Annotated in this window: 21 protein-coding genes; 12 read left to right on the top strand and 9 right to left on the bottom strand. The window is 65.0% G+C overall.

Features of this window, described 5'->3' with window-relative positions; all coding sequences use genetic code 11:
* Positions 1–35: 35 nt before the first annotated feature.
* From ACOOE2_RS09490 to ACOOE2_RS09465, 6 genes are all read right to left on the bottom strand, one after another.
* A complete protein-coding gene (locus ACOOE2_RS09490; RefSeq protein WP_420382767.1) occupies positions 36–758 on the bottom strand; it encodes an ABC transporter permease in 723 nt (240 codons plus the stop codon).
* Positions 755–1,624 (bottom strand): transporter substrate-binding domain-containing protein, encoded by an 870-nt coding sequence (locus ACOOE2_RS09485; protein WP_420382766.1) that lies wholly within the window; start codon positions 1,622–1,624, stop codon positions 755–757. Before ACOOE2_RS09485 ends, ACOOE2_RS09490 begins: the two co-directional genes overlap by 4 nt.
* Positions 1,621–2,121: a HutD family protein gene (locus ACOOE2_RS09480; protein ID WP_420382765.1), complete on the bottom strand. Its 501-nt coding sequence runs from the start codon at positions 2,119–2,121 to the stop codon at positions 1,621–1,623. Before ACOOE2_RS09480 ends, ACOOE2_RS09485 begins: the two co-directional genes overlap by 4 nt.
* 105 nt (positions 2,122–2,226) lie before the next feature.
* Positions 2,227–3,411, bottom strand: a complete 1,185-nt coding sequence (locus tag ACOOE2_RS09475; protein WP_420382764.1) for an acyl-CoA dehydrogenase — start codon at positions 3,409–3,411, stop codon at positions 2,227–2,229.
* Positions 3,412–3,501: 90 nt separating this feature from the next.
* Positions 3,502–4,947, bottom strand: a complete 1,446-nt coding sequence (locus tag ACOOE2_RS09470) for a glycoside hydrolase family 125 protein (RefSeq protein WP_420384589.1) — start codon at positions 4,945–4,947, stop codon at positions 3,502–3,504.
* A gap of 228 nt (positions 4,948–5,175) precedes the next feature.
* Positions 5,176–6,021, bottom strand: a complete 846-nt coding sequence (locus ACOOE2_RS09465) for a LysR family transcriptional regulator (RefSeq protein ID WP_420382763.1) — start codon at positions 6,019–6,021, stop codon at positions 5,176–5,178.
* A gap of 92 nt (positions 6,022–6,113) precedes the next feature.
* Here ACOOE2_RS09465 and ACOOE2_RS09460 point away from each other — a divergent pair, with 92 nt between their 5' ends.
* The 9 genes from ACOOE2_RS09460 (at position 6,114) to ACOOE2_RS09420 (ending at position 17,263) form a co-directional block, all read left to right on the top strand.
* Entirely contained in the window at positions 6,114–7,280 is a 1,167-nt protein-coding gene (locus ACOOE2_RS09460; protein WP_420384588.1) for an isovaleryl-CoA dehydrogenase, read from the top strand.
* 218 nt (positions 7,281–7,498) lie between these two features.
* The gene (locus tag ACOOE2_RS09455) at positions 7,499–9,094 is read left to right on the top strand and encodes a carboxyl transferase domain-containing protein (protein ID WP_420382762.1); all 1,596 of its coding nucleotides are present in this window, start codon (positions 7,499–7,501) and stop codon (positions 9,092–9,094) included.
* A gap of 4 nt (positions 9,095–9,098) precedes the next feature.
* Positions 9,099–10,967 carry an acetyl/propionyl/methylcrotonyl-CoA carboxylase subunit alpha gene (locus ACOOE2_RS09450; protein WP_420382761.1) on the top strand — a complete coding sequence of 623 codons (1,869 nt, stop codon included), beginning with the start codon at positions 9,099–9,101 and terminating at the stop codon, positions 10,965–10,967.
* Positions 10,964–11,413, top strand: coding sequence for a MaoC family dehydratase (locus ACOOE2_RS09445; protein ID WP_420382760.1), 450 nt, complete (start codon positions 10,964–10,966; stop codon positions 11,411–11,413). The genes ACOOE2_RS09450 and ACOOE2_RS09445 overlap by 4 nt, the downstream gene beginning before the upstream one ends.
* Positions 11,414–11,703: 290 nt before the next feature.
* A complete protein-coding gene (locus ACOOE2_RS09440; RefSeq protein ID WP_420382759.1) occupies positions 11,704–13,335 on the top strand; it encodes an alpha-amylase family glycosyl hydrolase in 1,632 nt (543 codons plus the stop codon).
* Positions 13,336–13,506: 171 nt separating this feature from the next.
* A complete protein-coding gene (locus tag ACOOE2_RS09435; RefSeq protein ID WP_420382758.1) occupies positions 13,507–14,883 on the top strand; it encodes a YeiH family protein in 1,377 nt (458 codons plus the stop codon).
* A complete protein-coding gene (locus tag ACOOE2_RS09430) occupies positions 14,876–15,070 on the top strand; it encodes a hypothetical protein (RefSeq protein ID WP_420382757.1) in 195 nt (64 codons plus the stop codon). The genes ACOOE2_RS09435 and ACOOE2_RS09430 overlap by 8 nt, the downstream gene beginning before the upstream one ends.
* A gap of 67 nt (positions 15,071–15,137) precedes the next feature.
* On the top strand, positions 15,138–15,995 hold the full coding sequence (locus tag ACOOE2_RS09425; protein ID WP_420382756.1) for a dimethylarginine dimethylaminohydrolase family protein: 858 nt from the start codon (positions 15,138–15,140) through the stop codon (positions 15,993–15,995).
* A complete protein-coding gene (locus ACOOE2_RS09420; protein ID WP_420382755.1) occupies positions 15,992–17,263 on the top strand; it encodes a M20 family metallo-hydrolase in 1,272 nt (423 codons plus the stop codon). Before ACOOE2_RS09425 ends, ACOOE2_RS09420 begins: the two co-directional genes overlap by 4 nt.
* 79 nt (positions 17,264–17,342) lie before the next feature.
* On the opposite strand, the gene ACOOE2_RS09415 is transcribed toward ACOOE2_RS09420, so the two are convergent.
* The gene (locus ACOOE2_RS09415) at positions 17,343–18,206 is read right to left on the bottom strand and encodes an oxidoreductase (RefSeq protein WP_420382754.1); all 864 of its coding nucleotides are present in this window, start codon (positions 18,204–18,206) and stop codon (positions 17,343–17,345) included.
* Between the two features lie 100 nt (positions 18,207–18,306).
* On the opposite strand from ACOOE2_RS09415, the gene ACOOE2_RS09410 reads away from it, so the two are divergent.
* The 3 genes from ACOOE2_RS09410 to ACOOE2_RS09400 all read left to right on the top strand — a co-directional run bounded on the left by ACOOE2_RS09410 (position 18,307) and on the right by ACOOE2_RS09400 (position 22,831).
* Complete coding sequence (locus tag ACOOE2_RS09410) at positions 18,307–19,215, top strand: LysR substrate-binding domain-containing protein (protein WP_420382753.1); 909 nt, start codon at positions 18,307–18,309, stop codon at positions 19,213–19,215.
* 104 nt (positions 19,216–19,319) lie between these two features.
* Positions 19,320–20,822: an ATPase domain-containing protein gene (locus tag ACOOE2_RS09405; RefSeq protein ID WP_420384587.1), complete on the top strand. Its 1,503-nt coding sequence runs from the start codon at positions 19,320–19,322 to the stop codon at positions 20,820–20,822.
* Positions 20,823–20,875: 53 nt separating this feature from the next.
* Positions 20,876–22,831, top strand: coding sequence for an ATP-binding protein (locus ACOOE2_RS09400; protein WP_420382752.1), 1,956 nt, complete (start codon positions 20,876–20,878; stop codon positions 22,829–22,831).
* Between the two features lies 1 nt (position 22,832).
* On the opposite strand, the gene ACOOE2_RS09395 is transcribed toward ACOOE2_RS09400, so the two are convergent.
* Together ACOOE2_RS09395 and ACOOE2_RS09390 are read right to left on the bottom strand one after the other, a co-directional pair.
* Entirely contained in the window at positions 22,833–23,174 is a 342-nt protein-coding gene (locus tag ACOOE2_RS09395) for a hypothetical protein (protein ID WP_420382751.1), read from the bottom strand.
* A gap of 18 nt (positions 23,175–23,192) precedes the next feature.
* Positions 23,193–24,599, bottom strand: a complete 1,407-nt coding sequence (locus ACOOE2_RS09390; RefSeq protein WP_420382750.1) for an efflux transporter outer membrane subunit — start codon at positions 24,597–24,599, stop codon at positions 23,193–23,195.
* Between the last annotated feature and the right edge of the window lie 4 nt (positions 24,600–24,603).

Below are 24,603 nucleotides of genomic sequence, written 5' to 3'. Positions count from 1 at the left end.
GAACTGGGTTGGGGCGGCGCGCATGCCCATACCCATCACCGTCTCGCCCACCGCGCGCCGCGCCGTTCAAGCAAACGAAACAGCGCCGAGCTCGCGCTCGTCATCACCAGATACAGCGCCATCGCGGCGGCAAAAAACACGAACGGCCGCCGCGTCGATCCCGCCGCGACCAGGCTGACGCGCATCAGTTCCGCCAGCCCGGTGATCGACACCAGCGCCGAATCCTTCAGATTGAACTGCCAGATATTGCCCAGCGGCGGCAGCACATGGTGCAGCACTTGCGGCAGGATCACCCGGCGCAACCGCGTTGCAGGCCCCATTCCGGCCGCCATTGCCGCCTCGATTTGCCCTGGCGGCACCGCCAGCATGCCGCCGCGGAACACCTCGGCCTGGTATGCCGCCGACACCAGCCCGATCGCGATACTGCCGGTCAGGAACGCGGGCGGCGATCCCGGCGCCGACAGACCCAGCAACGCAGCGACGGCGGCCATCAATTCCGGCGTGCCGAAATACAACAGCAACACCACCAGCAATTCGGGCACGCCGCGCAGCACAAGGCCGTATGTCGCCGCGATCCGCATCAACCACGGCCTCCGCGATGCCGCCATCGCCGCCAGGACCCCGCCCAGCACCGCCCCGATCGCCATCGCCGCCAGCGCCACCGACAATGTCAGCACTGCGCCCGCCAACAGCGCCCAGCCCCAGCCATCGGGGCCAAAGCCGATCAGTACGGCAAGCGAGAGATTGCTGTCGATCATTTGGGCGTCGCATCCATGCGGAACCATTTCAGCCCCAGCCGCCGTGCGGTGCCATCGGCCAGCGTCGAGGCGATCGCGCCATCGAACGCGTCGTGCAACGCCTTGTCACCGGGGCGAAACGCCAGCGCTTCGCCCCGCCCCATCGACCCGCCAATCATGCGCGGCCCTGTCAGCACCAGCGCGGCGCCATCGCGGGTCTGCGTCAGCGGGCGCAGATAGGATTCATCCTCCAGCGTGGCGTCGATGCGCCCATTGAGCAGATCGAGATCGCGCTCGCCCATCGTGCGATAATACCGCAGCGTTACGCCTGTCTTCGCGCCGGACCCGATTGACTGGTTAAGGAAATTGTCGAACGTGCCCGCCATCTGTACGCCGATCACCTTGCCCGCCAGGCCGCCGCGCAACCGGCCGATCGCCGCATCGAGCGCAGGGCCCTTACGGTCGAAATCCATGAGCGCACCGGTGTCGGCCATCGTGGCCATAGGCCCGTCGCGCAACGTGGCGATGACCCCGGTGGTGACGGCATAAGGCCGGGTAAACCACAGCACATTGGCGCGTTCGGCGGTAACTTGCACCGCGTCTGCGATCAGGTCGATCTTGCCGGTCTGCAGCGCGCCGACCATGCCGTCCCAATCCATTGCCACCATCCGGCAGCGGCGGTGCACCCGCGCGCACAACACGCGCAGGTAGTCGGGCTCGTACCCCGCCAGTTGCCCATCGGCGCGGGTGAAATTCCATGGCGGATACAGCCCTTCGGTGCCGATCACGAGCTCGCGTTCGCCGCCGGGCGCGGATGCGTGACACCCGGCCAGCGCCAGCCCTGCCGCCATTGCCAGCAATGCCGCAATCACCCCCAGCCTGATCATCGCACCACCACCAGCGCGCAACCTGCGACGCGCACCACGCCATTGCACACCATGGTATCGTGGATGTCCAGCGCGACTGTGCCATCGACGACGACCGGCGCGCAGGCAAAAATCGCCAACGCATCGTGATGTCCGTCGCCGCTATGGCGCACCATCGCCAGGCGCGGCGCGCCATCCGGCACCATCAGATTGAGCGCCAGCGCTGTCCCGTCCGGCAGCGCGGCTGCCATGGGCTCATCGCCCGAAAACATCACCGGTGCCGAGCGCGCATCGAGTGTGCCACTCTGCCCGGTCAGGTCGACCCGGCCCGACACAAGCGCAAAAACGCGCGTAAACCCGGGGAACAGCGAGAACGGTCCAGCATCGGCAATCGTCGCCAGGCTTAGCCGGAAGGCGCCCGGCCGCTCCGCAATGATCCGAGTCACCCCGCCGCCATTGGCCCAGGGCACCGCAACCAGGGCACCGGCGCGTACAATCGTCCTGTCGCCCCCGGTCACGCCTGCCGCATTCCCCACTGTCACATCACTGCGGAAAACCTGACACGGCCGGTCTAATATGTATAGACATTAATTACACTACGCCAAAAAGGGTGGCCCTGATCGTCAGAACGCGGCGATTCCGGTAATCGCGCGGCCCATGATCAGCGCATGGACATCGTGCGTGCCCTCATAGGTGTTCACCGTTTCCAGATTGGCGAGATGCCGCATCACCTGGTATTCCGCCGAAATGCCGTTGCCGCCGTGCATGTCGCGTGACGCGCGCGCAATTTCGAGCGCCTTGCCGACATTGTTGCGCTTGACGATCGAAACCATCTCGGGCGCAAACTGGCCTTCGTCCATCAACCGCCCGACGCGCAACGATGCCTGCAGGCCCAGCGCGATATCGGCCATCATGTCGGCCAGTTTCTTCTGGTACAATTGCGTCGCAGCGAGTGGCCGCCCGAACTGCTTGCGATCGAGCCCGTATTGCCGCGCCGCATGCAGGCAGAATTCCGCCGCACCCAGGGCGCCCCACGAAATGCCATAACGCGCGCGATTGAGGCAGCCGAACGGGCCTTTCAGCCCCTCGACATGCGGCAGCAGCGCATCTTCGCCCACTTCGACATCGTCCATCTGGATCATGCCGGTGATCGACGTGCGCAGCGACAGCTTGCCGCCGATCTTGGGCGCGACCAGCCCCTTCATGCCCTTTTCCAGGATAAAGCCCCTGATGGCGCCGCCATGCGCATCGGATTTGGCCCACACGACAAACACATCGGCGATAGGCGCGTTGGAAATCCACGTCTTCGCGCCCGAAATACGGTAGCCGCCATCGGTTTTCACCGCGCGCGTAGTCATCCCGCCCGGGTCCGATCCCGCGTCGGGCTCGGTCAGCCCGAAACAGCCGATCAGCTCGCCTTTGGCCAGGCCCGGCAGGTATTTGTGCTTCTGCTCTTCCGAGCCGAAGGTCAGGATCGGAAACATCACGAGGCTCGACTGCACGCTCATCATGCTGCGATAGCCGCTGTCGATCGTCTCGATCTCGCGCGCGACCAGGCCATAGGACACATAGGACGCGCCGACCCCGCCATAGACCTCGGGCACCGTGGGCCCGAGCAAACCCAGCGCGCCCATTTCCAGAAAGATCTCGGCATCCATCCGCTCGTCCGACCAGGCCGAGATGACGCGCGGTGCCAGCTTGTCCTGCGCATAGGCCTTGGCCGCATCGCGGATCATCCGCTCTTCCTCGGTCAATTGCCCGTCGAGGAAAAACGGATCGCTCCAATCGAACCTGGTCATGCCGGCCATTGCGTTATGCCTTTTACAGTGTTGTGCGTGCCACCTAACCCGCTTCAAAATCGCGGGCAAGCCAACACATTCTCCCCAAAGGGAGAGGATTTACCCCGGCCGCAAGGGCGAAGGCGCGGCCAGCACACGCGGCATGCGCCGTGCCAGGTTGATCACCAATTCGCCGAACAGCCCGTTCGCCCAGGCGAACCACGGCCGGGTGTAATGCGTCGGATTGCCTGCCTCGAACGCTTCGTGCATGAAACCCGTGCCGGCGTGGCTGGTTTTCAACTGTGCGATGCACCCCGCCGCCACGCTCGGCATGTCGGTAGACAGCGCGCGTATCATCAGCGACATCGGCCAGATCATGTCCAGCCCTTCGTGCGGCCCGCCGATCCCGGAATGGCCGCCGTTCGAAAAGAAATACGGATTGGCCGCGCTCCAGCAGCGGTCCTCGGTACGGCGAAACAGCGGGTCATACCGCGGCACGCAATCAAGATAGGCCAGCGACGACAGGCTGGGCGCATTGGCATCGTCCATGAACAGCGTGTTGCCAAACCCGTCGACTTCATAAGCCCATACCGCGTCGTCATCCTTGCCGATGCGGCCGAATTCGGCCAGCGCGGTTTCGACCTCCTTGGCCAGTGCCAGGGCGTCCTGCGCCAACGCCGCATCGTTCAACACCTTTCCGGCCAGTTCCGCCAGCCAGCGCAAGGCGCGTACCGCAAACAGGTTCGCCGAAATCAGGAACGGAAAGACGCAGGCATCGTCCGACGGGCGGAACATCGAATGGATCAGCCCGATCTTGCGCGTTGGCGCGCCCATTCCGCCCAGCATCACCGTGTCGTAGGGGTTGGGGCTTGATCGTTGAAACCGGTACGGGCTGGTGCCGTCCTTGCGCTGTTCGGCGCGCAAGGTCGCGACGATCAGCTGCGCGGCACGGTGCCATTCGGCGTCGAACGGCGTGGTATCGCCGGTCACATGCCAATAGCCGCGCGCCAGCCGCACGACATGGCACAGCGAATCAATTTCCCATTTGCGCTCCGCCACACCGGGTTTCATCACGGTCTGGTCCTGCGCGGTCCAGAACAGCGGCGATTTCGCACCCGGATCGCGCGCAAACGCATTGGCATACGGATCGATCAGCACCGACCGTGCATGACGGCCGATCAGGCCGCGATACAGCCGTTGCAGCGCCGCATCGGATTTGGCGAGCGGCAGATAGCCCCACACTTGTGCCGAGCTGTCGCGCAGCCACATCGCCGGGATATCGCCAGTCAGCACAAAAGTGTCGGGACGTCCGCCCCGCATCCCGACCTCGACTGTGGTGTCGAGCGTGTTGGGATAGCAATTGGCAAACAGCCACGCGAGCTCGGGATCGCCGATCTTTTTGGTGACGCGCGCGATCTCGGCTTCGACCGCCGGGCTGGTGAAACGCCGGTCGGCGGGCGCCGGGCGGCGCGAAACGAACTGCGCCGCCGACGCGCCCCGCGCCGTTTCGGGCAATGCCCCCACCCCTTCGGCCAATGCGAGCGCCACAGCGCCGGCGGTGCCCATGTGCCGGAGCACCAGGCGACGGTCGTACAAATTGGGGGCGTACGAATTGGAAGGCGTTTCGGTCACGGCGGGGATAGCACTCATAAAGGAATTACGCGCGAATCCGCAGACCGGATGCCGCCAGCGTCGAACACCACTTGGCCGCCCGGTGCAAGGCTTGCATGAAATTGTCGCAACAATCGCGACCTGCAGCCCCTCCCCTGAACGGGCGGCGAGAAAGAAGTGCGGTTAACGTACCTTGCCAATGGGCCCATCGAACAGCCCTCGCGTCGCGAGATCCTGCGCCAACGCGGGGTCGCACAACAGGCCGATCCTGCGGCTGAATGCATATCCCGCAACATCGATCGCCACTGTGCCGGCAATCTCCAGCGACACTGGTGCGGTCGTAATCCCCAACCCGGCTGCGACCATCGCCATGCATCGCTCGTCGCTCTCACTGCGCAGCGCGAAACGCGGACGAACGCCTGCCGATGTGAAAAACCGGCTGGTGTCTTCCAGCACTTCGCACGCGCGCCGCGCGATCATGATCTCGCTGGCCAGGTCCTCGGGTGCGACCTCGCCCGCTTGTGCCAGCCGGTGTCCTGCCGGCACGAACATGCGATACGGTTCCTCCCACAACGGCGCCCCTTCGCCATCGCGCAGCAGCGTCAGCGCACACGCAATCCGCCCATTGGCCAGATTGCCGCGCAGATCGTGGTCGCTCCCCTCGATCACTTCGACGCCATAAGCGCCCAGCAACGGCTCGACCACGCGCCGCAGATCGCCCGCAGCGATCGTGCGGATCGTGCCCAGCCGCAATGTCGGCCAATCGGGCACCACCCCCCGGCCGAAACTGTCGGCCGCGCGAAACCCCCGCTCCAGATCGCGCGCAATCGGCAGGAACGTCCCGCCCGCCTCGGTCAATCGCACCAGCCGGCGGTTGCGCACAAACAGCCGCGTGCCGACCAATCGCTCGAGCTCGGCAATCCCCGCCGACAGCGACGGCTGGGTGATATGCAGCCGCGCCGCAGCCTGGACGAAGCTGCCGGCATCGGCGACGCCGAGGAACTGGCGGATGTGATGACGTTTGATCATAGATGAAACCTATATGACATCGCGCCCACTTTCAATTTCCTGTGCAATCCGCGATGCGATACCCTCCGGGCAAATCGAACCCAGAGGATGCCATGCGCGCCACGCCCGAATTCGACTTCGGCCTGTCCGAACAGACCGAGATGTTGCGCGAAACCATCGCGCGCTTTGCTGACGAACGCATTGCGCCGATCGCGGCAGAGGTCGATCGGGACGACCGGTTTCCGCGCGACTTGTGGCCCGAGATGGGCGCGCTGGGGCTGCACGGGCTGACCGTCGCCGAAGAAGACGGCGGCCTCGGCCTGGGCTATCTCGATCATGTGATCGCGGTCGAGGAAATCAGCCGCGCCAGCGCCAGCGTCGGGCTGTCATATGGCACGCATTCGAACTTGTGCGTCAACCAGATCCGCCGCTGGGGTTCGCCCGAACAAAAAGCAAAATACCTGCCCAAACTGATCGCGGGCGACCATGTCGGCGCGCTGGCGATGTCTGAAGCCGGCTCGGGCAGCGATGTCGTCAGCATGAAGCTGCGCGCCGATGCGGTGCCCGGCGGGTTCCGGCTGAACGGCACCAAATACTGGATCACCAACGGCTCGGTCGCCGATACGCTGGTGGTCTATGCCAAGACCGCGCCCGACGGCGGATCGCGCGGGATCACCGCATTCCTGATCGAAAAAGGCTTTGCCGGATTTTCCATCGGGCAAAAAATCGACAAGATGGGCATGCGCGGATCGCCGACGGCCGAGCTGGTGTTCGACGACTGCTTCGTGCCGGACGATGCGGTGATGGGCCCGCTGCACGGCGGGGTCGGCGTGCTGATGAGCGGGCTCGACTACGAACGCGTGGTGCTGGCGGGGCTGCAACTGGGCATCATGCAGGCATGCCTCGATACCGTCATTCCTTATGTGCGCGAACGGCGGCAGTTCGGCGCGCCGATCGGCACGTTTCAGCTGATCCAGGCCAAAGTCGCCGATATGTATGTCGCGCTGCAGTCGGCGCGCGCTTATGTCTACGCGGTGGCACGCGCCTGCGACCGGGGCCGCACGACGCGGTTCGATGCGGCGGGCGCGATCCTGCTGGCCAGCGAAAATGCGTTCCGCACCGCCGGCGAAGCGGTGCAGGCGCTGGGCGGCGCGGGCTATACCCGCGACTGGCCGGTCGAGCGGTTTTTGCGCGATGCCAAATTGCTGGACATCGGCGCCGGCACCAATGAAATCCGCCGCATGCTGATCGGCCGCGAACTGATTGGCGCAAGATCATGATAGCCTCCCCGGAACGGGGAGGGGGACCGCGCGAAGCAGCAGTGGAGGGGCCTCGCCTTGGGCAAAATATTTGATGGGATGTGCAGTGGCGGTGCGTCATGGCGCGCGGGTGATGTGGGGCACGGTGTGAACGGCGCGCCATCGGAGGGGAATCCCTTGCGGCACCGCCCCTCCACCACGCTTCGCGTGGTCCCCCTCCCCGTTTCGGGGAGGATTTTGTGAGCATTATCGGAACGGTTCTGGATCGCCTGGCGCCAGAAGTCGTGGCGCGCGATGCGCACAACCGCGCGCTGGCGGCGCAATTGCGCGACCGTGTCGCGCAGATCGCCCAGGGCGGCGGGGCGAAATCGCGCGAGCGCCATGTTGCGCGGGGCAAATTGCTGCCCCGTGCCCGGGTCGAGCGCCTGCTCGATCCGGGCTCGTCGCTGCTCGAACTGGGACAGATGGCGGCGTTCGGGCTGTATGACGACGAAGTGCCGGGCGCGGGCCTGATCACCGCGATCGGGCGGGTGGCGGGGCGCCAGGTGATGATCGTGGCCAACGACGCCACGGTCAAGGGCGGCACGTATTATCCGATGACGGTCAAGAAACACCTGCGCGCGCAGGCGATCGCCGCCGAAAACCGCCTGCCGTGCCTGTATCTGGTCGATTCCGGCGGGGCGAACCTGCCGCACCAGGCCGAGGTCTTTCCCGACCGCGATCATTTCGGGCGGATCTTTTTCAACCAGGCGCAGATGTCGGCGCAAGGCATTGCGCAGATCGCCTGCGTGATGGGCAGTTGCACCGCCGGCGGCGCCTATGTGCCGGCAATGAGCGACGAGAGCGTGATCGTGCGCAACCAGGGCACGATCTTCCTGGCCGGGCCGCCCTTGGTGAAAGCCGCGACTGGCGAAGACATCAGTGCCGAGGACCTGGGCGGCGGCGACCTGCATGCGCGCAAATCGGGCGTGGTCGATCACCTGGCGGCCAATGACGATCACGCGCTGGCGATCCTGCGCGATATCGTCGGCACCCTGCCCCCATCGCAAGCCGCCGCGGTCAATCGCCAGCCGGCAAAGGACCCGCTCTACCCGGCAGACGACCTTTACGGCCTGATCCCCGAAACCCTGCGCGAAGGCTTCGACGCGCGCGAAATCATCGCGCGGATCGTCGACGGCAGCGAGTTCCACGAATTCAAGGCGCTGTACGGCACCACGCTGATCGCCGGCTTTGCGCATATCCACGGCATGCCTGTCGCGATCCTGGCCAACAACGGCGTGCTGTTTTCACAAAGCGCGCTGAAGGGCGCACATTTCATCGAGCTGGCGTGCCAGCGCAAGATCCCGCTGCTGTTCCTGCAGAACGTGACCGGGTTCATGGTCGGCGGCAAGTACGAGGCCGAAGGGATCGCGCGCGACGGGGCCAAGCTGGTCACCGCCGTCGCCACCGCCAGCGTGCCCAAGATCACCGTGCTGATCGGCGGATCGTTCGGCGCGGGCAATTACGGCATGTGCGGGCGGGCGTACGATCCGCGCTTCCTGTTCACCTGGCCCAATTCGCGTATCTCGGTGATGGGCGGCGAACAGGCGGCAAGCGTTCTTGCCACCGTCCACCGCGACGCCGCGACCTGGACGCCCGAACAGGCCGAAGCGTTCAAGGCCCCGATCCGCGACACCTTCGAAACCGAAGGCAATCCGTACTTCGCCTCGGCGCGGCTGTGGGATGACGGCATCATCGATCCGGTGCAGACCCGCGATGTCATCGGCCTGTCGCTCGCTGCTTGTCTTGAAACCCCCATACCCGAACACGCGCAGTTCGGCGTGTTCCGGATGTGATGCGATGATCCGTTCTGTCCTGATCGCCAATCGCGGCGAAATCGCCTGCCGCGTCATCCGCACCGCGCGACGCCTGGGTGTGCGCACGATCGCGGTCTATTCCGAAGCCGATGCCAAGGCACTCCATGTGCGGATGGCCGACACCGCCGTCGCGATCGGGCCCGCGCGGCCAGGCGAATCCTATCTCGCGGGATCACGCATCCTGGCCGCTGCGCGCGAAAGCGGCGCAGAGGCAATCCACCCCGGCTATGGCTTCCTGTCGGAAAACGCCGCCTTTGCGCAAAGCGTGATCGAGGCCGGGCTCGTCTGGGTCGGCCCCGATCCCGCCAGCATCACCGCGATGGGCCTGAAGGACGCGGCCAAGCGCCTGATGATCGCCGCCGGCGTTCCGGTCACGCCAGGCTACATGGGCGAAGACCAGACCCCTGCACTGCTGGCGGAGGAAGCGGCGAAAATCGGGTATCCGGTGCTGATCAAGGCGGTCGCCGGCGGGGGCGGCAAAGGCATGCGGCTGGTCTCCGCTGCGGCGGAGTTCGCCGAGGCGCTGGCCTCGTGCCAGCGCGAAGCGCGCAACGCGTTCGGCAATGCGCATGTGCTGATCGAAAAATACATCGCCTCGCCGCGCCATATCGAAGTGCAGGTGTTCGGCGATGCGCTTGGGTCGGTCGTGCACCTGTTCGAACGCGATTGTTCGCTGCAACGTCGCCACCAGAAAGTGATCGAGGAAGCCCCTGCCCCCGGCATGGACGCGACAACGCGCGGACGCCTGTGCGCGGCGGCGGTGCGCGCGGCAGCGGCGGTCAACTATCGCGGCGCCGGCACGATCGAATTCATTGCCGACGGCTCGGGCCCGCTCGATGCCGATCGCATCTGGTTCATGGAAATGAACACCCGCCTGCAAGTCGAACACCCGGTGACCGAAGCGATCACCGGCATCGACCTTGTGGAATGGCAATTGCGCGTGGCCAGCGGCGAGCCGTTGCCGCTGACGCAGGAGCAGATTACATCGACCGGTCATGCGGTCGAGGCGCGGCTGTACGCCGAAGATCCTGCGGCCGGGTTCTTGCCCAGCATCGGGCGGCTCGATCATTTGCGCCTGCCGCAAACCGGGCGCGTCGACAGCGGCGTCGAACAAGGCGACGCGGTCAGCCCGTATTACGACCCGATGCTCGCTAAATTGATCAACCATGCCGAAACGCGCGACCAGGCGTTTGCCGGGCTGTCTGCCATGGCTGGCGCGGTCGAATGCTGGCCGGTGCGCACCAATGCCTCGTTTCTGGCGCATGCGCTTGCCGATGACGCGGTCGTCGCCGGGCATCTCGACACCGGGCTGGTCGGGCGGCGCGGCGATGACTGGGCTGCGCGTCCGGTTCCGGGCCATCCGCTGCTCCAGAATATCGCGCAGCAATTTTATGGCGCAGCCGATGCAGGGCCCGCGCCGCATCTCGCCGGCTGGCGGCTGAATGCGCCGCCGGTGCCGGTCGAATTGCGGCTCGATGATGGCGAAACGGTGCATGCGGTCATGCTGGGCGGTGCCGGCAGCGGATCGATCACGCCGACGTCGCGCGGCATCCTGGCAAGCGAAAGCGGCGCAACCTGGCTGATCACCCCCTGGCGCCCGGCCGCCGCCGGTGCCGAAGATGGCGCGGGCGCCATCATCGCGCCGATGCCGGGGCTCGTCACCTCGGTCATGGTCGCGATTGGCGACCACGTGGCCAAAGGGCAGACGCTGCTGACACTCGAAGCGATGAAGATGGAACAGGCGATCAAGAGCCCTGTGGTGGGCACCGTCGCCGAATTGCCGGTGCGGGCCGGGCAGCAGGTGGGCGCCGAAGCGGTGCTGGTCCGGATCGAAAAGGATGATGCGGCATGACCGGGCGGTTCTTCGAAGAGTGGACGATCGGCACGCGCCTTGCGCATCAGCCCAGCCGCACCGTGACCGAGACCGACAACCTGCTGTTTTCGGCGATGACTCACAACATGCAACCGCTGCACCTCGATGCCGAAACCGCGCGCACCAGCGAATTCGGCCAGATCCTGGTCAATTCGACTTTCACCTTTGCGCTGTGCATCGGCCTGTCGGTGAGTGACACGACGGTCGGCACACTCGTCGCCAATCTGGGTTTCGACAAGATCGTCACCCCCAAACCGACATTCATCGGCGACACGCTGACCTGCCACAGCGAAGTGATCGACGCGCGTGAAAGCCGCTCGCGGCCCACCGCGGGCGTCGTCACGTTCCGCCACTGGCTGACCAATCAGCGCGGCGAGGAAGTGCTGTCCTGCACCCGCAGTGCATTGATCATGCGTCGCCCCTGAACATCACATCATCCTCCCGCTTTCTCGTCATCCCGGGCTTGACCCGGGATCCCGCTTCCCTTTTACGCTGACGTTGCAACCGCATGCACCGTCGCAAAGGCAGCGGGACCCCGGATCAAGTCCGGGGTGACGTGTGGTGGGGGCGTTGGATCATTCATGCTTGCGTCAAAAGCAGGCGAAACTGCATCACGCCTTAAAACGCCTCGAACGGCCAACCCCCCGATTGGCGCTTGACCTGCCCCCGCCCGACCTGTGATTTGCACGCGCATTTGCGGAAGGCCCGGACAAACATGAGTGACGCAGAGATAATCGCCGGCGGCGAATGGTGGCGCGGCGCGGCGGTGTACCAGGTGTATCCGCGCAGTTTTGCCGACAGCAATGGCGATGGCATCGGCGATCTGCCGGGGATTACCGCGCATCTCGATCACGTCGCGCGGCTGGGTGTCGATGCGGTGTGGATCTCGCCGTTTTTCACCAGTCCGATGGTCGACTACGGCTACGACGTCGCCGATTACCGCGATGTCGATCCGATCTTCGGGACGCTGGCCGATTTCGACGCGCTGGTCGCGCGCGCGCACGACCTGGGCCTGCGAGTCACGATCGATCTGGTGTTTGCGCATACGTCCGACAAGCATCCCTGGTTCGCCAACAGCCGCTCGGGCCACAGCGGCGATCATTCGGATTGGTACGTCTGGCGCGACGCAAAGTCCGACGGCACCCCGCCCAACAACTGGCAATCGGTGTTCGGCGGCCCGGCGTGGACATGGGACGGCCGCCGCGCGCAATATTACTATCACCAGTTCCTTGCCGAACAGCCGCAGTTGAATGTGCATCTGCCGGTGGTCCAGGATGCGCTGCTCGATGTCGTGCGGTTCTGGCTGATGCGTGGTGTCGACGGGTTTCGCTTCGACGCGCTCAACCATGCGATGTTCGACCCGGATTTCACCGACAATCCGCCCGCGACCGATGACAAGCCGCGCACCCGACCGTTCGATTTCCAGATCAAGCAGCACAGCCAGGGCCATCCCGATGTCGTCGGGTTCGTCGAGCGCATCCGCAGTGTGTGCGACGAATTCGGCGCGGTGTTTTCGGTCGCCGAAGTCGGCGGCGACGATCCGCTGCCGCTGATGAAGGCCTACACCGCCGGCACGCGGCGCCTGTCGAGCGCCTATGGCTTCGATTTCCTGTATGCGCCAACGCTCAGCGCCGCGATCGTCGCATCGTCGTTGCGCAATTGGGCGGGTGACGCGGGCGGCGATGGCCTGGGCGTAGGTCTTGGAGAGGGCTGGCCGAGCTGGGCATTCGAAAACCACGATGCCCCGCGCTGCCTGTCGCGCTGGGCCGGGGGCGAAGATCGCGGGCCGTTCGGGCGCATGGTGATCGCGCTGCTGGGCGCGCTGCGCGGCAATATCTTTATCTACCAGGGGCAGGAACTGGGCCTGTTGCAGGACGAAATCCCGTTCGAAATGCTGAAGGATCCCGAGGCGATCGCCAACTGGCCGCAGACATTGGGCCGCGACGGCGTGCGCACGCCCATGCCGTGGGATGCCGATGCGCCGCATGGCGGGTTTACCACCGGGCGACCCTGGCTGCCGCTGTCCGCCGGCAATATCGCGCGCGCCGTCTCTGCGCAGGAGCACGATCCCGACGCGATGCTGGCGCACACCCGGCATATGCTGGCGCTGCGCCAGACGCATATGGCGCTGCGCCTGGGCGCGATCGTCGATATCCGTGTTCTTGGCAATCTGCTGTCGTTTACCCGCCGCCACAACGGCCATACCATCCATTGCGCGTTCAACATCGGCGCGGCGGCGCATGATCATGCCAGCCCGGCCGGAGACGTGTTGTATTCGGTCAACGGCGCCGATCCCGCGCATCTGCCTGCCTGGGGCGCGATCTATGTCGGGGAAGGCGCAGGGTGAAACGCCGCGGTTCGGCCCGCCCGCACACCAAGGAAGGGGTTCGACGAAGGCACGTTCGGCCAACCTCAGCTTTAGTCCGTGATACCTAACGCCGGCTTTACTCAATAAACCTGGTTGAGTATTCCCCCGCAAAGGCAGCACGGGGGCGTGCTGCATTCGCGGGAGCGTACCATGGCCGACACAGCACCAAGCCCATCGCCCGGCCAGACCGTCAGGCCCGGCAACGAAGACTGGTGGGCCGTCGGTATCGGCCTTGGCATCGTCATCGCCGCGCTGGTGCTGTCGCACCTCGGCCTGTCGCTGCGCTGGCTCGCAGTGCTGCCTCCCCGCTGGAAAAGCCTTGGCGAAGTCACCGCCGACCTGGCGACCAATTATCCCCGCTACCTTGCACAATTCGTGTTCTGGGCGGCGGTGTTCGGCGGTGCGTTGTCGGCGCTGGGCTACCGGCTGCGCGACTTTCTGGTTGCGTTCGTGCCGCTCTATCTGGCGGCCTATGTGATTTTCGTGCTCGGGCAATGGGACAAGGCGGTTGCGTACAATCTCGAACCGCCGCTGGTCGCGCTGTTTCTGGGGCTGCTGGTTGCCAACACCGTCGGGGTGCCGGCGCGTTTCGCGGCGGGGCTGCGCGGCGAAATGTATGTAAAGGTCGGCATCGTGCTGCTCGGCGCGACCGTGCCGCTGACGCTGATCGTGCTCGCCGGGCCGGTCGCGGTGGGCCAGGCGGCGGTCGTGTCGATCGTCACGTTTGCCGTGATCTATTTCATCGCGGTACGCCTCGGGCTCGATCGCCGGTTTGCCGCCACATTGGGCGTCGGCGGCGCGGTGTGCGGCGTATCGGCGGCAATCGCGATTGCGGGCGCGGTCGGCGCCAAGCGGGAAAACGCCTCGGTAACGATCTCGGCGGTCGTGTTGTGGGCGATCGTGATGATATTCGTGCTGCCACTGGTATCGCGCGGGCTGCTGTTGCCGACAGGCGTCGCGGGCGCATGGATCGGCACGTCGGAATTTGCCGATGCGGCGGGCATTGCCGCGGCGCAGGCCTATGGCGGACTTGCGGGCAAAGTTCCCGGGATCACCGGCACCGCCGACCAGGCGTTGCAGGCATTCACGCTGATGAAAGTGCTTGGCCGTGATGTATGGATCGGCATCTGGGCGGTGGCGCTTGCGGTTGTCGCAACCACGCGCTGGCGCGATCAGCCTGGCACGGGTGCGCCCGACGTCAGCGAAATCTGGCGCCGCTTTCCCAAATTCGTGATCGGGTTCCTGGCGGCCTCGGCGATCGTGTCGGTGGTGACGGCGGGGCTGACGCTGACCGCGTACAACAAGGTCGCAATCCCGGCGTTTGTCGGCCCGATCAAGGATATGCGCACCTGGGCGTTCATCTTCTGCTTTTTTAGCATCGGGCTGACGACGCGGTTCGATCAGCTTGCGCGCGCCGGGTCGAAGCCGCTGCTGGCGTTTTCCGCCGGTGTCGCGGTCAATGTCGTGCTCGGCTACGTGTTGTCGGTCTATGTGTTCGGCAGCTATTGGCAGCATCTGGGTGGCTGATCAGCCGTGCGCGCCCTGCGCCCACTTCTGCACCGATCCCCGCGTGATCGAGCGCGAAATGGGCGGGCTGGCGGTCATGTCTTCGGCGCAGGCGGCAGTGCGCGGGCGTGACGGCCTGTGCCTGGCGCATGACCGCCTGACCAACGGCATGCGCGCGTGCGGGCAATTCTCGGCCAAAGTCCACTAGCCCACGAAAGATACTGCATCCGCCAGACCCGTCGCTATAGTCGCTGGTCTTCGAGCGGGAGTGAACGATGCAGTGGACTGTGGATTCGGAAACGGGCGTATTGACCGATGTGCTGTTATGCCCGCCTGACCACTACCACTGGATGGAAACCAACGCAGTCGCAGTCTCGACCCTGGCCTCGTCTGCGCAATTCGATCGCGCGGCGATGCTGCGCCAGTGGGACGGCCTGACCGAGGCGCTGGGCACGGCCGGGGTCAACCTGCATTTCCTCAAACCCACCGGCGCCCATCCGTACCAGGTCTATACCCGCGATTCGAGCCAGACCACGCCGTGGGGCCCGGTGCTCACGCAACTGGCATTGCCGCAGCGGCGCGGCGAATACAGCGCGGTGCTCGATTTTCATCTCGCTGCCGGCGGATTTCACCGCTTTGCCAGCGAAGGCGTGGTCGAGGGCGGCGATATTCATATCGTGCGCCCCGGCCTGCTGATCGTCGGGCATTCGGGGGTGCGCACCAATCGCGCGGGCGCCGCGCAGTTCACCGGCTGGTTCAAAGACGCCGGCTGGACCACACGCACCGAAGAATTTCCCGAACATTTCCTTCATCTCGACGTTCTGTACTGTATGGCCACTGACAACATAGCCGTCGCCTGCACCGATGTGCTGGGTGACGATTTCGCTGCATTCCTGACCGCACACGGGATCGAGATCGTCCACGCGACGTATCCCGAAGTCATGGCGATGAGTTGCAACCTGCTCGCGCTGGGCGAAAACCGCGTGATTTCGCCGGCGCACAGCGTGCGGATCAACGCCGAATTGCGCGCACGCGGAGTGACCGTGATCGACCCGCCGCTCGACGTGTTTGCGCGCGGTGGTGGCAGCATCCATTGCATGACGATGCCGCTCAAGCGCGAGCCGCTGCGATGACGCAGGACTTGCGTATCGACGGCGCACGCCTGTGGGCGACGCTGGCCGAAACCGCACAGTACGGCGCGATTGCCGGCCCCGCGCCCGATCGCCCCGGGCTGTGCCGGCTGACGTTGTCGGACGAAGACGCGGCGATGCGCCGCTGGTTTGCCCAAGCGTGCCAGGCCATCGGCATGACCGTCACGACAGACCGCATCGGCACGCAATATGCGCGCCTGCCCGGCAGCGACGCCGCCCTGCCCCCGATCGCGATCGGCAGCCATCTCGACACCCAACCCACTGGTGGCCGGTTCGACGGCATTCTGGGCGTCCTGGCGGGACTGGAAGTTGCGCGCACAGTGCAGGCCAGCGGCACCACCACGCGCCATCCGATCGAAATCATCAACTGGACCAACGAGGAAGGGGCGCGGTTCGCGCCGGCAATGGTCGCATCGGGCGTATTCGCCGGCGTGTTCACGCTCGATTACGCGCTGGCCCAGACCGACCGCGACGGCGTGACCATGGGCGAGGCGCTGGCACAATCGGGCTTTGCCGGCGACGAGACGCCAGGCGGGCATGCGCTCGCGGCGCATTTCGAACTGCATATCGAACAAGGCCCGGTGCTCGAGGCCGAAGCGCTCGAGATCGGCGTCGTCAGCGGAGTCCAGGGCATTCGCTGGTTCGATGTCGTGGTCAAGGGCCAGACCTGCCATGCGGGCACCACGCCGATGGCGCTGCGCCGCGACGCGCTGCATGCCGCGGCGCGGCTGGCCATCGCGGTCGATGAGATAGGCCGGTCCGATCCCGGCGCCTCCCTGGCAACGATCGGGCTGTTCCAGGCCTATCCCGGATCGCGCAACACCGCGCCTGGCGAAGTGCGGATGACCGTCGACCTGCGTCACCCGGACGTGGCCGGGCTCGACCAGCTGGAAGCCAAGCTGCGCAACGCCATGTCCGCCCTGCAATCGCAGTTGCGCGTGGGCATGACGCTCAACCTGATCTGGTCGTCACCGCCGGTGTCGTTCGACCCCGGCGTGCTGGGTGCGATCAGCGCCGCGACGCAGCGGCTGGGATATTCGCACCGGGCGATGCTGTCGGGCGCGGGGCACGATTCGGTCTATACCGCGCGTGTGGCGCCCACCGGCATGATCTTTATCCCGTGCGAAAACGGGCTGAGCCACAATGTCGCGGAGAACATCACGCCGGCCGATGCGGAACGCGGCGCCAATGTGCTGTTGCAGGCGGTGCTGGATTACGATCGCGGACAGATACCCGCAAACGCCGGATAAGCGCGCCACCCCGTCATCCTCGTCATCCCGGACTTGATCCGGGATGACGCATGAGCGAGTGGCGCCTGTGCCGATAGGATCAGGCAACCCGACCGATCGCATTCAATTCAGCCATAGCGTTGTCGTCGAGGACCAGCGACGCGACTGCAAGGTTCTGTTCGAGATGCGCCAGCGATGACGTGCCCGGGATCAGCAGGATATTCGGGCTGCGGCGCAGCAGCCAGGCTTGCGCAACTTGCATCGGGCTGGCCGCCAGGCGCGTCGCAACCGCCTGCAACCGGTCCGACTGCAGTGGCGAAAACCCGCCCAGCGGGAAATACGGCACATAGGCGATGCCCTGTTCGGCCAAGCTGTCGATCAGCGTGTCATCGCCGCGATGGACGATATTGTACTGGTTCTGCACACACACGATCGGGCAGATCTGCTGCGCGGCCGCGACTTGCGCGGCTGTCACCGTGCTGATCCCGATGTGCCGGATCAGGCCCTCGCGCTGCATTTCGGCCAGTGCGCGCATTTGCGGTTCGACCGGCTCGTCCGTGGGCCCGTGCCCATCGCCCATGAAGCGCATGTTGACCACTTCCATCGCGTCGAGCCCGAGATGGCGCAGATTGTCCTCCAGCCCCCGGCGCAGGTCGTCGGCCGATTGCGCGGGGATCCAGCTGGCATCATCGCCGCGCCGTGCGCCCAGCTTGGTCACAAGCACCAGATCGTCGGGATACGGTGCCAGCGCCTCCCGGATCAGCCGGTTGGTGACGTGCGGGCCATAGAAATCGCTGGTGTCGATATGGTTGACCCCGGCAGCGACCGCCGCGCGCAACACCGCCAGCGCCGCATCGTGATCGCGCGGCGGGCCAAACACGCCGGGGCCTGCCAGTTGCATCGCGCCATAGCCGATCCGCCGTACAGTACGGTCGCCCATGGGATAGGTTGTGATGTCGGTCATGCGGTAAACTCCTGAACAAGCGTCTGAACGATGATTTAGGACAAACCTGCGTGTATGATAAGGCCATGGTATCCACACAGGTTGTACGGAAATTCGCACGATGGAAACACGCAAGCCCGAATTGAGCGATCTGAACGCCCTGCTCGCGGTGGCCACGGCGGGTGGATTCCGCGAGGCGGCGCGCAAGGGGCGGCAAAGCGCATCGACGCTGAGCGAAGCGATCCGGCGGCTAGAAACCGACCTGGGCGTGCGGCTGCTCAATCGCTCGACCCGGTCGGTCACGCCGACCGAGGCAGGCGCGCAATTGCTCGAACGGCTGGGCCCTGCCTTGCGCGAAGTCGACGCGGCGATCGACGTGGTCAACACGTTTCGCGACCGCCCCTCGGGCACGCTGCGGCTGAATGTGCCGATCAGTGTTGCGCGGCTGGTGCTGCCCGCGATCCTGCCCGGTTTCATGGCCGCCTATCCCGATATCCGCGTCGAGATCACGGCCGAAGACAGCTTTGTCGATGTTCTGGCGCAAGGCTGCGATGCGGGCATGCGCTATGAAGAACGGCTGGAGGCCGACATGATTGCGGTGCCGACAGGGCCCCGCCACCAGCGCATGGCGACCGCTGCTGCGCCTGCCTACCTGGCCGCGCATGGCACGCCCGAGCACCCGCGCGACCTGCTGGACCACGCCTGCCTGCGCGGCCGGTTTCGCAGCGGCGCAATGCCCGATTGGGAATTCGAACACGATGGCGAAGTGATCTTTGTCGATCCCAAAGGCCCGTTGATCGTCGGTCCTGGCGGCGCCATGGACCTGGCCGTCGCGGCCGCCGTCGCAGGTAACGGCATCGTGCATCTGTTCGAGGAGTGGCTGGCGCCCCATCTGCACGACGGCACGCTCGTACCGGTGCTGAAACCCTGGTGGCAGATGTTTTCGGGGCCATATCTGTATTATCCGGGGCGGCGTCTGGTTCCTGCGACATTGCGTGCGTTCATCGATCATATTCGGGCATCCGCGTAACCGCCGCCGTCCCAAAGGGTAAGGAACACACCGCTATATAGCGCATTGAAAGCTCCTAGACGTTCAAAAGTCTTTTGCATGAGAACCACACCGTGACCGAACCAATGACCGATCTGGCGATGACCGGGGTATGCGGCCTGGATGATATTCTCGGCGGTGGCTTGTCCCGTGGGAATGTGTTCCTGCTCGAAGGCAGCCCCGGCACCGGCAAGACCACGATCGCAACCCAGTTTTTGCTCGAGGGCAAGACACGCGGTGAAGCGTGCCTTTATGTGACCTTGTCCGAGAGCAAGAAGGAAATGCTGGACACCGCCCGTTCGCATGGATGGAATATTGACGCGCTGACCATTTTCGAGCTGGTACCGTCGGAAACCATGCTGAATGATCACGAACAAAGCCTGCTCTATTCTTCTGATCTTGAATTGGGCGAGACCATCAGCGGCATTCTCGAGGCGTTCGAACAAGTCCAACCCGATCGCGTGGTTATCGACAGCCTGTCCGAAATCCGGCTGCTGGCGCAAAGCTCGCTGCGCTATCGCCGGCAGATCCTGGCGCTCAAGCAGTTCTTTTCAACCAAGCATGTTACCGTGCTGATGCTTGATGATCTGACCGCCGACGCGCAGGACAAGACCGTGCACAGTGTCGCCCATGGGGTAATCCGGCTGGAGGAACTGGCGCCGAACTATGGCGCGGAACGCCGTCGGCTGCGTGTGACGAAATATCGCGGTATGCGCTATCGCGGTGGCTACCACGATTTTGCCATCGACACCGGCGGCGTGCGTGCGTTTCCGCGGCTGGTCTCGGCCGAGCACAAATCGCAATTTGTTCAGGATGTGGTGTGTAGCGGACTAGCGCCGCTCGACGCGCTGCTGGGTGGCGGCATCGAGCGGGGATCGAGCGTGCTCATCCTGGGCCCTGCGGGCACCGGCAAATCTCTGCTGAGCCTGACATTTGTTGCAGCAGCGATTGCACGCGGCGAACGCGCCGCGATGTTCGTCTTCGATGAAGAAATCGGCATCCTGTTCAAGCGCGCGCTGAAACTTGGCATCGACATGCAGGCGATGGTGGATCGCAAAAGCCTGTTTATCGAACAGGTCGATGCCGCAGAATTGTCTCCGGGCGAATTTTCCGAACGTGTGCGCACATCCGTCGAACATCACGGCGTGCATACGATCGTCGTCGACAGCCTGAACGGATACCAGGCCGCGATGCCCCAGGAAAACGCGCTGGTCCTGCATATGCACGAATTGCTTCAGTATCTCAACCGGCAGGGCACGACCACGTTTTTGACCGTGGCGCAACATGGCCTGATTGGCGACATGCAAAGCACAGTCGATGTGACCTATCTAGCCGACACCGTGGTCATGCTGCGGTATTTTGAAGCGACAGGTCATGTGCGCCGCGCCATTTCCGTCATCAAGAAACGGACCGGGCCCCATGAGGCAACCATCCGCGAGTTCAAGATCGGCCAGAACGGGTTCCGCATCGGTGAACCGCTGATCGGTTTCCAGGGTATCTTGCGCGGCATCCCCGAATTCAGCGGCAACGGGTCGTTGGGCGACAGCAATACAGGTGCGGGAGCGCTGCTGGAAACCGGGGCCCCGTGATTCCCGATTTTTCCGAACGCGCCCTGATCCTGGCACCGGGCGGCCGCGACTCAATGATCGCATCCGCCCTGCTGGCAGAGGCGGGCCTCAACGCCGTGGCATGCGCAGACTTTCCCGCACTTGTTGCAGGCGTTGCGGCAGGGGCGGGCCTTGCCGTCGTGACCGAGGAAGCGCTGCGCACCGTCAATCTGCAACCGCTCGTCCAGTGGCTTTCGGTGCAGGCCGAATGGTCTGATTTTCCATTCATATTGCTCACGCAAAAGGGCGGCGGTCTCGAACGCAATCCGGCGGCCAAACGATTTCTGGACACTTTGGGCAATGTGTCGTTCCTGGAACGGCCGTTCCATCCCACGTCGCTGGTCAGCCTCGCGCAATCGGCTCTGCGCGGGCGGCGGCGGCAATACGACGCGCGTGCGCGGCTCGAAGATCTGCATCGCGGCGCGACCAAGTACCGATCGCTGTTCGAATCGATCGAAGCCGGGTTTTGCATCATCACGATGATCTTCGATACCGATGGCCGTGCCATCGACTATGTTTTCAACGAGGCCAACCCCGCGTTCGAGCGCCAGACCGGGATGAGCGTCGTGCCGGGCCGCACATTCCGGTCGATGGTGGCAACGCCGTCGCAACACTGGTTGGACGTCTATGGCAAGGTCGCGCAAACGCGCCAGTCCGCACGACTGGAAGACCATGCTGCAGCGCTTGGCGATGTCTGGGTCGATGTCTATGCCTTTCCAGTCGGTGAACCCGGCGGCGGGCAAGTCGCAGTGCTGTTCAACGACATTTCCGAGCGGCGAAAGATGGAAATGGCCTTGCGCGAAAGCGAGGAGCGGCTGCTGGCGCTCAACGAGACGCTGGAACAACGGGTTATCGAGCGAACGAGCGCACTGGAACAGACCCAGGCAGCGCTCCGCCAGTCGCAAAAGCTTGAATCGATGGGCCAGCTAACCGGCGGTGTGGCGCACGATTTCAACAACCTGCTGACTCCGATCGTGGGCAGTCTCGACATTCTGCAACGCCGCGGCGTCGGCGGCGATCGCGAACGCCGCCTGATCGATGGCGCGATCCAGTCTGCCGAACGTGCGCGAACCCTGGTGCAGCGCCTGCTGGCGTTTGCGCGGCGCCAGCCATTGCAGGCGACCGCCATCGATCTGGGCATGCTGGTGCGCAATCTGGCAGGGCTGCTGACAAGCACATGCGGGCCGCGCATCGGGCTGGCGATTGACATCGACCCCCTGTTGCCCTGCGCGCATGCCGATGCGAACCAGATCGAAATGGCGCTGCTCAACTTGGCGGTGAATGCCCGCGACGCGATGCCCGATGGCGGCAAGCTGACGATCAGCGCATCGGAAGACCATGTGCGTGGCAGCGATCATGCCGATCTGGCTGCAGGCGATTATATCCATTTGCAGATTGCCGACACCGGCCTTGGCATGGATGCAAAGACCCAGGCGAAAGCGATCGAGCCGTTTTTCACCACCAAGGGCGTGGGCCAGGGCACCGGGCTCGGCCTGTCGATGGTGCACGGCCTTGCGGCGCAGCTGGGTGGCGGACTGACGATCGAAAGCGCGCCGGGTGCAGGCACGACGATCCATCTGTGGCTGCCCGTCACATCTGCAATGCCCGATCGGGTCGCGCCAATCGCGCTGCCGACTGGCCCCGCGGTCGAGCGCGGCACCGCGCTGCTCGTCGATGACGAAGCGCTCGTGCGCTCCAGCACCGCCGACATGCTGATCGAGCTGGGCTATCAGGTGATCGAGGCGGCATCGGCCGAAGATGCGCTGTCGAAACTCGATCAGCTTGGCGTGATCGAACTGCTGGTGACCGACCATCTGATGCCGGGAATGACCGGCACCGATCTTGCCATCACGATCCGCCAGCGCAGCCCGGGCACGCGCGTGCTGATCATTTCGGGCTATGCCGACGTCGACGGTATTTCGCCCGACATGCAACGCCTGACCAAACCGTTCAAACAAAGCGATCTCGCGATGAGCATCGAACAGCTTTGATTCAGGCCGACCACGCTACACATTGCGTGTCGGCATGGACCGTGTTCGCATTGGCGGTCGCGCATGGGCAATCGCTCCGCCTGCCCTTTTCGGCATCGCCGATCGCCGCGATTTGCCTGGCGCGCGCGCATCCGGGTGCCATCACCGATGCGATCGCTCTTGCGCTTGTCAGGTTCGTTGTGGCCAGGGCGGGCGCCGTCTCCACAGCTGATGCACGCAACCAGCGTCGCGCCAGCCACCACACGATCACGAATCCGATCGCGTGCTTGATCGTGTAGGCGGTGATATCGCTGTCGAGCCAGTCGATGACCCGGCTCCAGTCATATGCGGCACGAATATCCATCGGTGTTCTCCTCTCTGGTTATGTTCTGGCCCAGCCACCGCCAAGCGCGCGGAACAGGTCCACTTGCGCAAAGCTGGCGTCGCGACGGGCGGTGACGAGGTCGGTTTCGGCCGACGCCAGCGTGCGCTGGGCATCGAGCACGGTCAGGAAGTCGATCCGGCCCTCGCGCTGACGGGCCAGCGTGATGCGCGCGGCGCGCTGGGCTTCGTCGCGGGTGCGCGTCAGGATCTCGATCCGTTCGCGCAGGCGGGCGTACCGGGTCAACGCCCGCTCGGTTTCCTCCAGCGCGATCAGCACGGTGCCGTCGAATTGGGCCAGCGAGGCCGCATCATCGGCGCGCGCCGCCGCGATCCGCGCGCGCGCCGCACTGAAATTGGGAAAGGTCCAGCTGATCAGCGGCCCCAGCGCCCACCGCGAGGCGCCGTCGCCCAGCACATTCTGGCCGCCAAGCGCGGTCGACCCGATCGACCCGCCCAGGCTGATATGCGGATACAGCTCGGCCGTGGCCACACCGATTCGCGCGGAATCCGCCGCCAGCCGCCGCTCGGCTGCGCGCACGTCGGGGCGACGGGCGATCAGCGCGGCGCCATCGCCCACCGGGATCGGCGCGGCGGGCTGCGGCGTGATCACCTGCAACGCAAGGTCGGCAGGCAGATCGGCCGGCGCGCGCCCGGTCAGCGTCGCCAGACGCAGCAGGGCCGCACGCCGGTCGGCCAGGATCTGCGGCACCAGCGCGGCCTGTTGGTCGCGCAGCGCCATCACGCGCAGCACATCCAGCCGGTCCGACCGTCCGACATCGAACCGCGCCGACGTGATCCGCACTGACGTATCGAGCAGAGTCACCGTGTCCTGCGCCACTTTCAACTGCTCGGCGCTGGTCGTGATATCCAGATACGCGCGCACAGTGTCGGCGATCACCGCCGCGCGCACGCCATCGGCATCGGCCTGCGCCGCAGCGGCATCGCCATGCGCCGCCTCGATCCCGCGGCTGACCCGGCCGAACAGATCGACCTCGTATGATAGCGACAGCCCGCCGTCATAGACCGTCTGCTCCCGGCCTTCGCCGGGGAACACTTGCGAGCTCGGCAGGCGTTCGCGCTGCACCGAGACATTGATGCCCGTGGTCGGCAGGCGGTTCGATTTCGCATCGCGCAACAGCGCGCGCGCATGATCGACCCGCGCAGCGGCGACGCGAATGTCGGTGTTGGCAGCAATCGCATCGGCGACCACGCGGTCCAGCACCGGATCGTTGTACATCATCCACCACTTGTCGATCACCGCTTCGCGGGTAACCGCCGTGTTTTCGGCACCGATGAACGGCGCGGCGGCAGACAGCGCGGTGTGGGGCCGCACATAGTTCGGCCCCACGGCACATGCTGTCAGCAACGACGTTGCCAGCAGCAACGGAACGAAATATCTGGTCATCATC

This window comes from Novosphingobium sp. (genome assembly GCF_965214355.1).
In the GTDB taxonomy this organism is placed as follows: Bacteria; Pseudomonadota; Alphaproteobacteria; order Sphingomonadales; family Sphingomonadaceae; genus Novosphingobium.
This window is presented reverse-complemented; position numbering and strand designations above follow the sequence as displayed.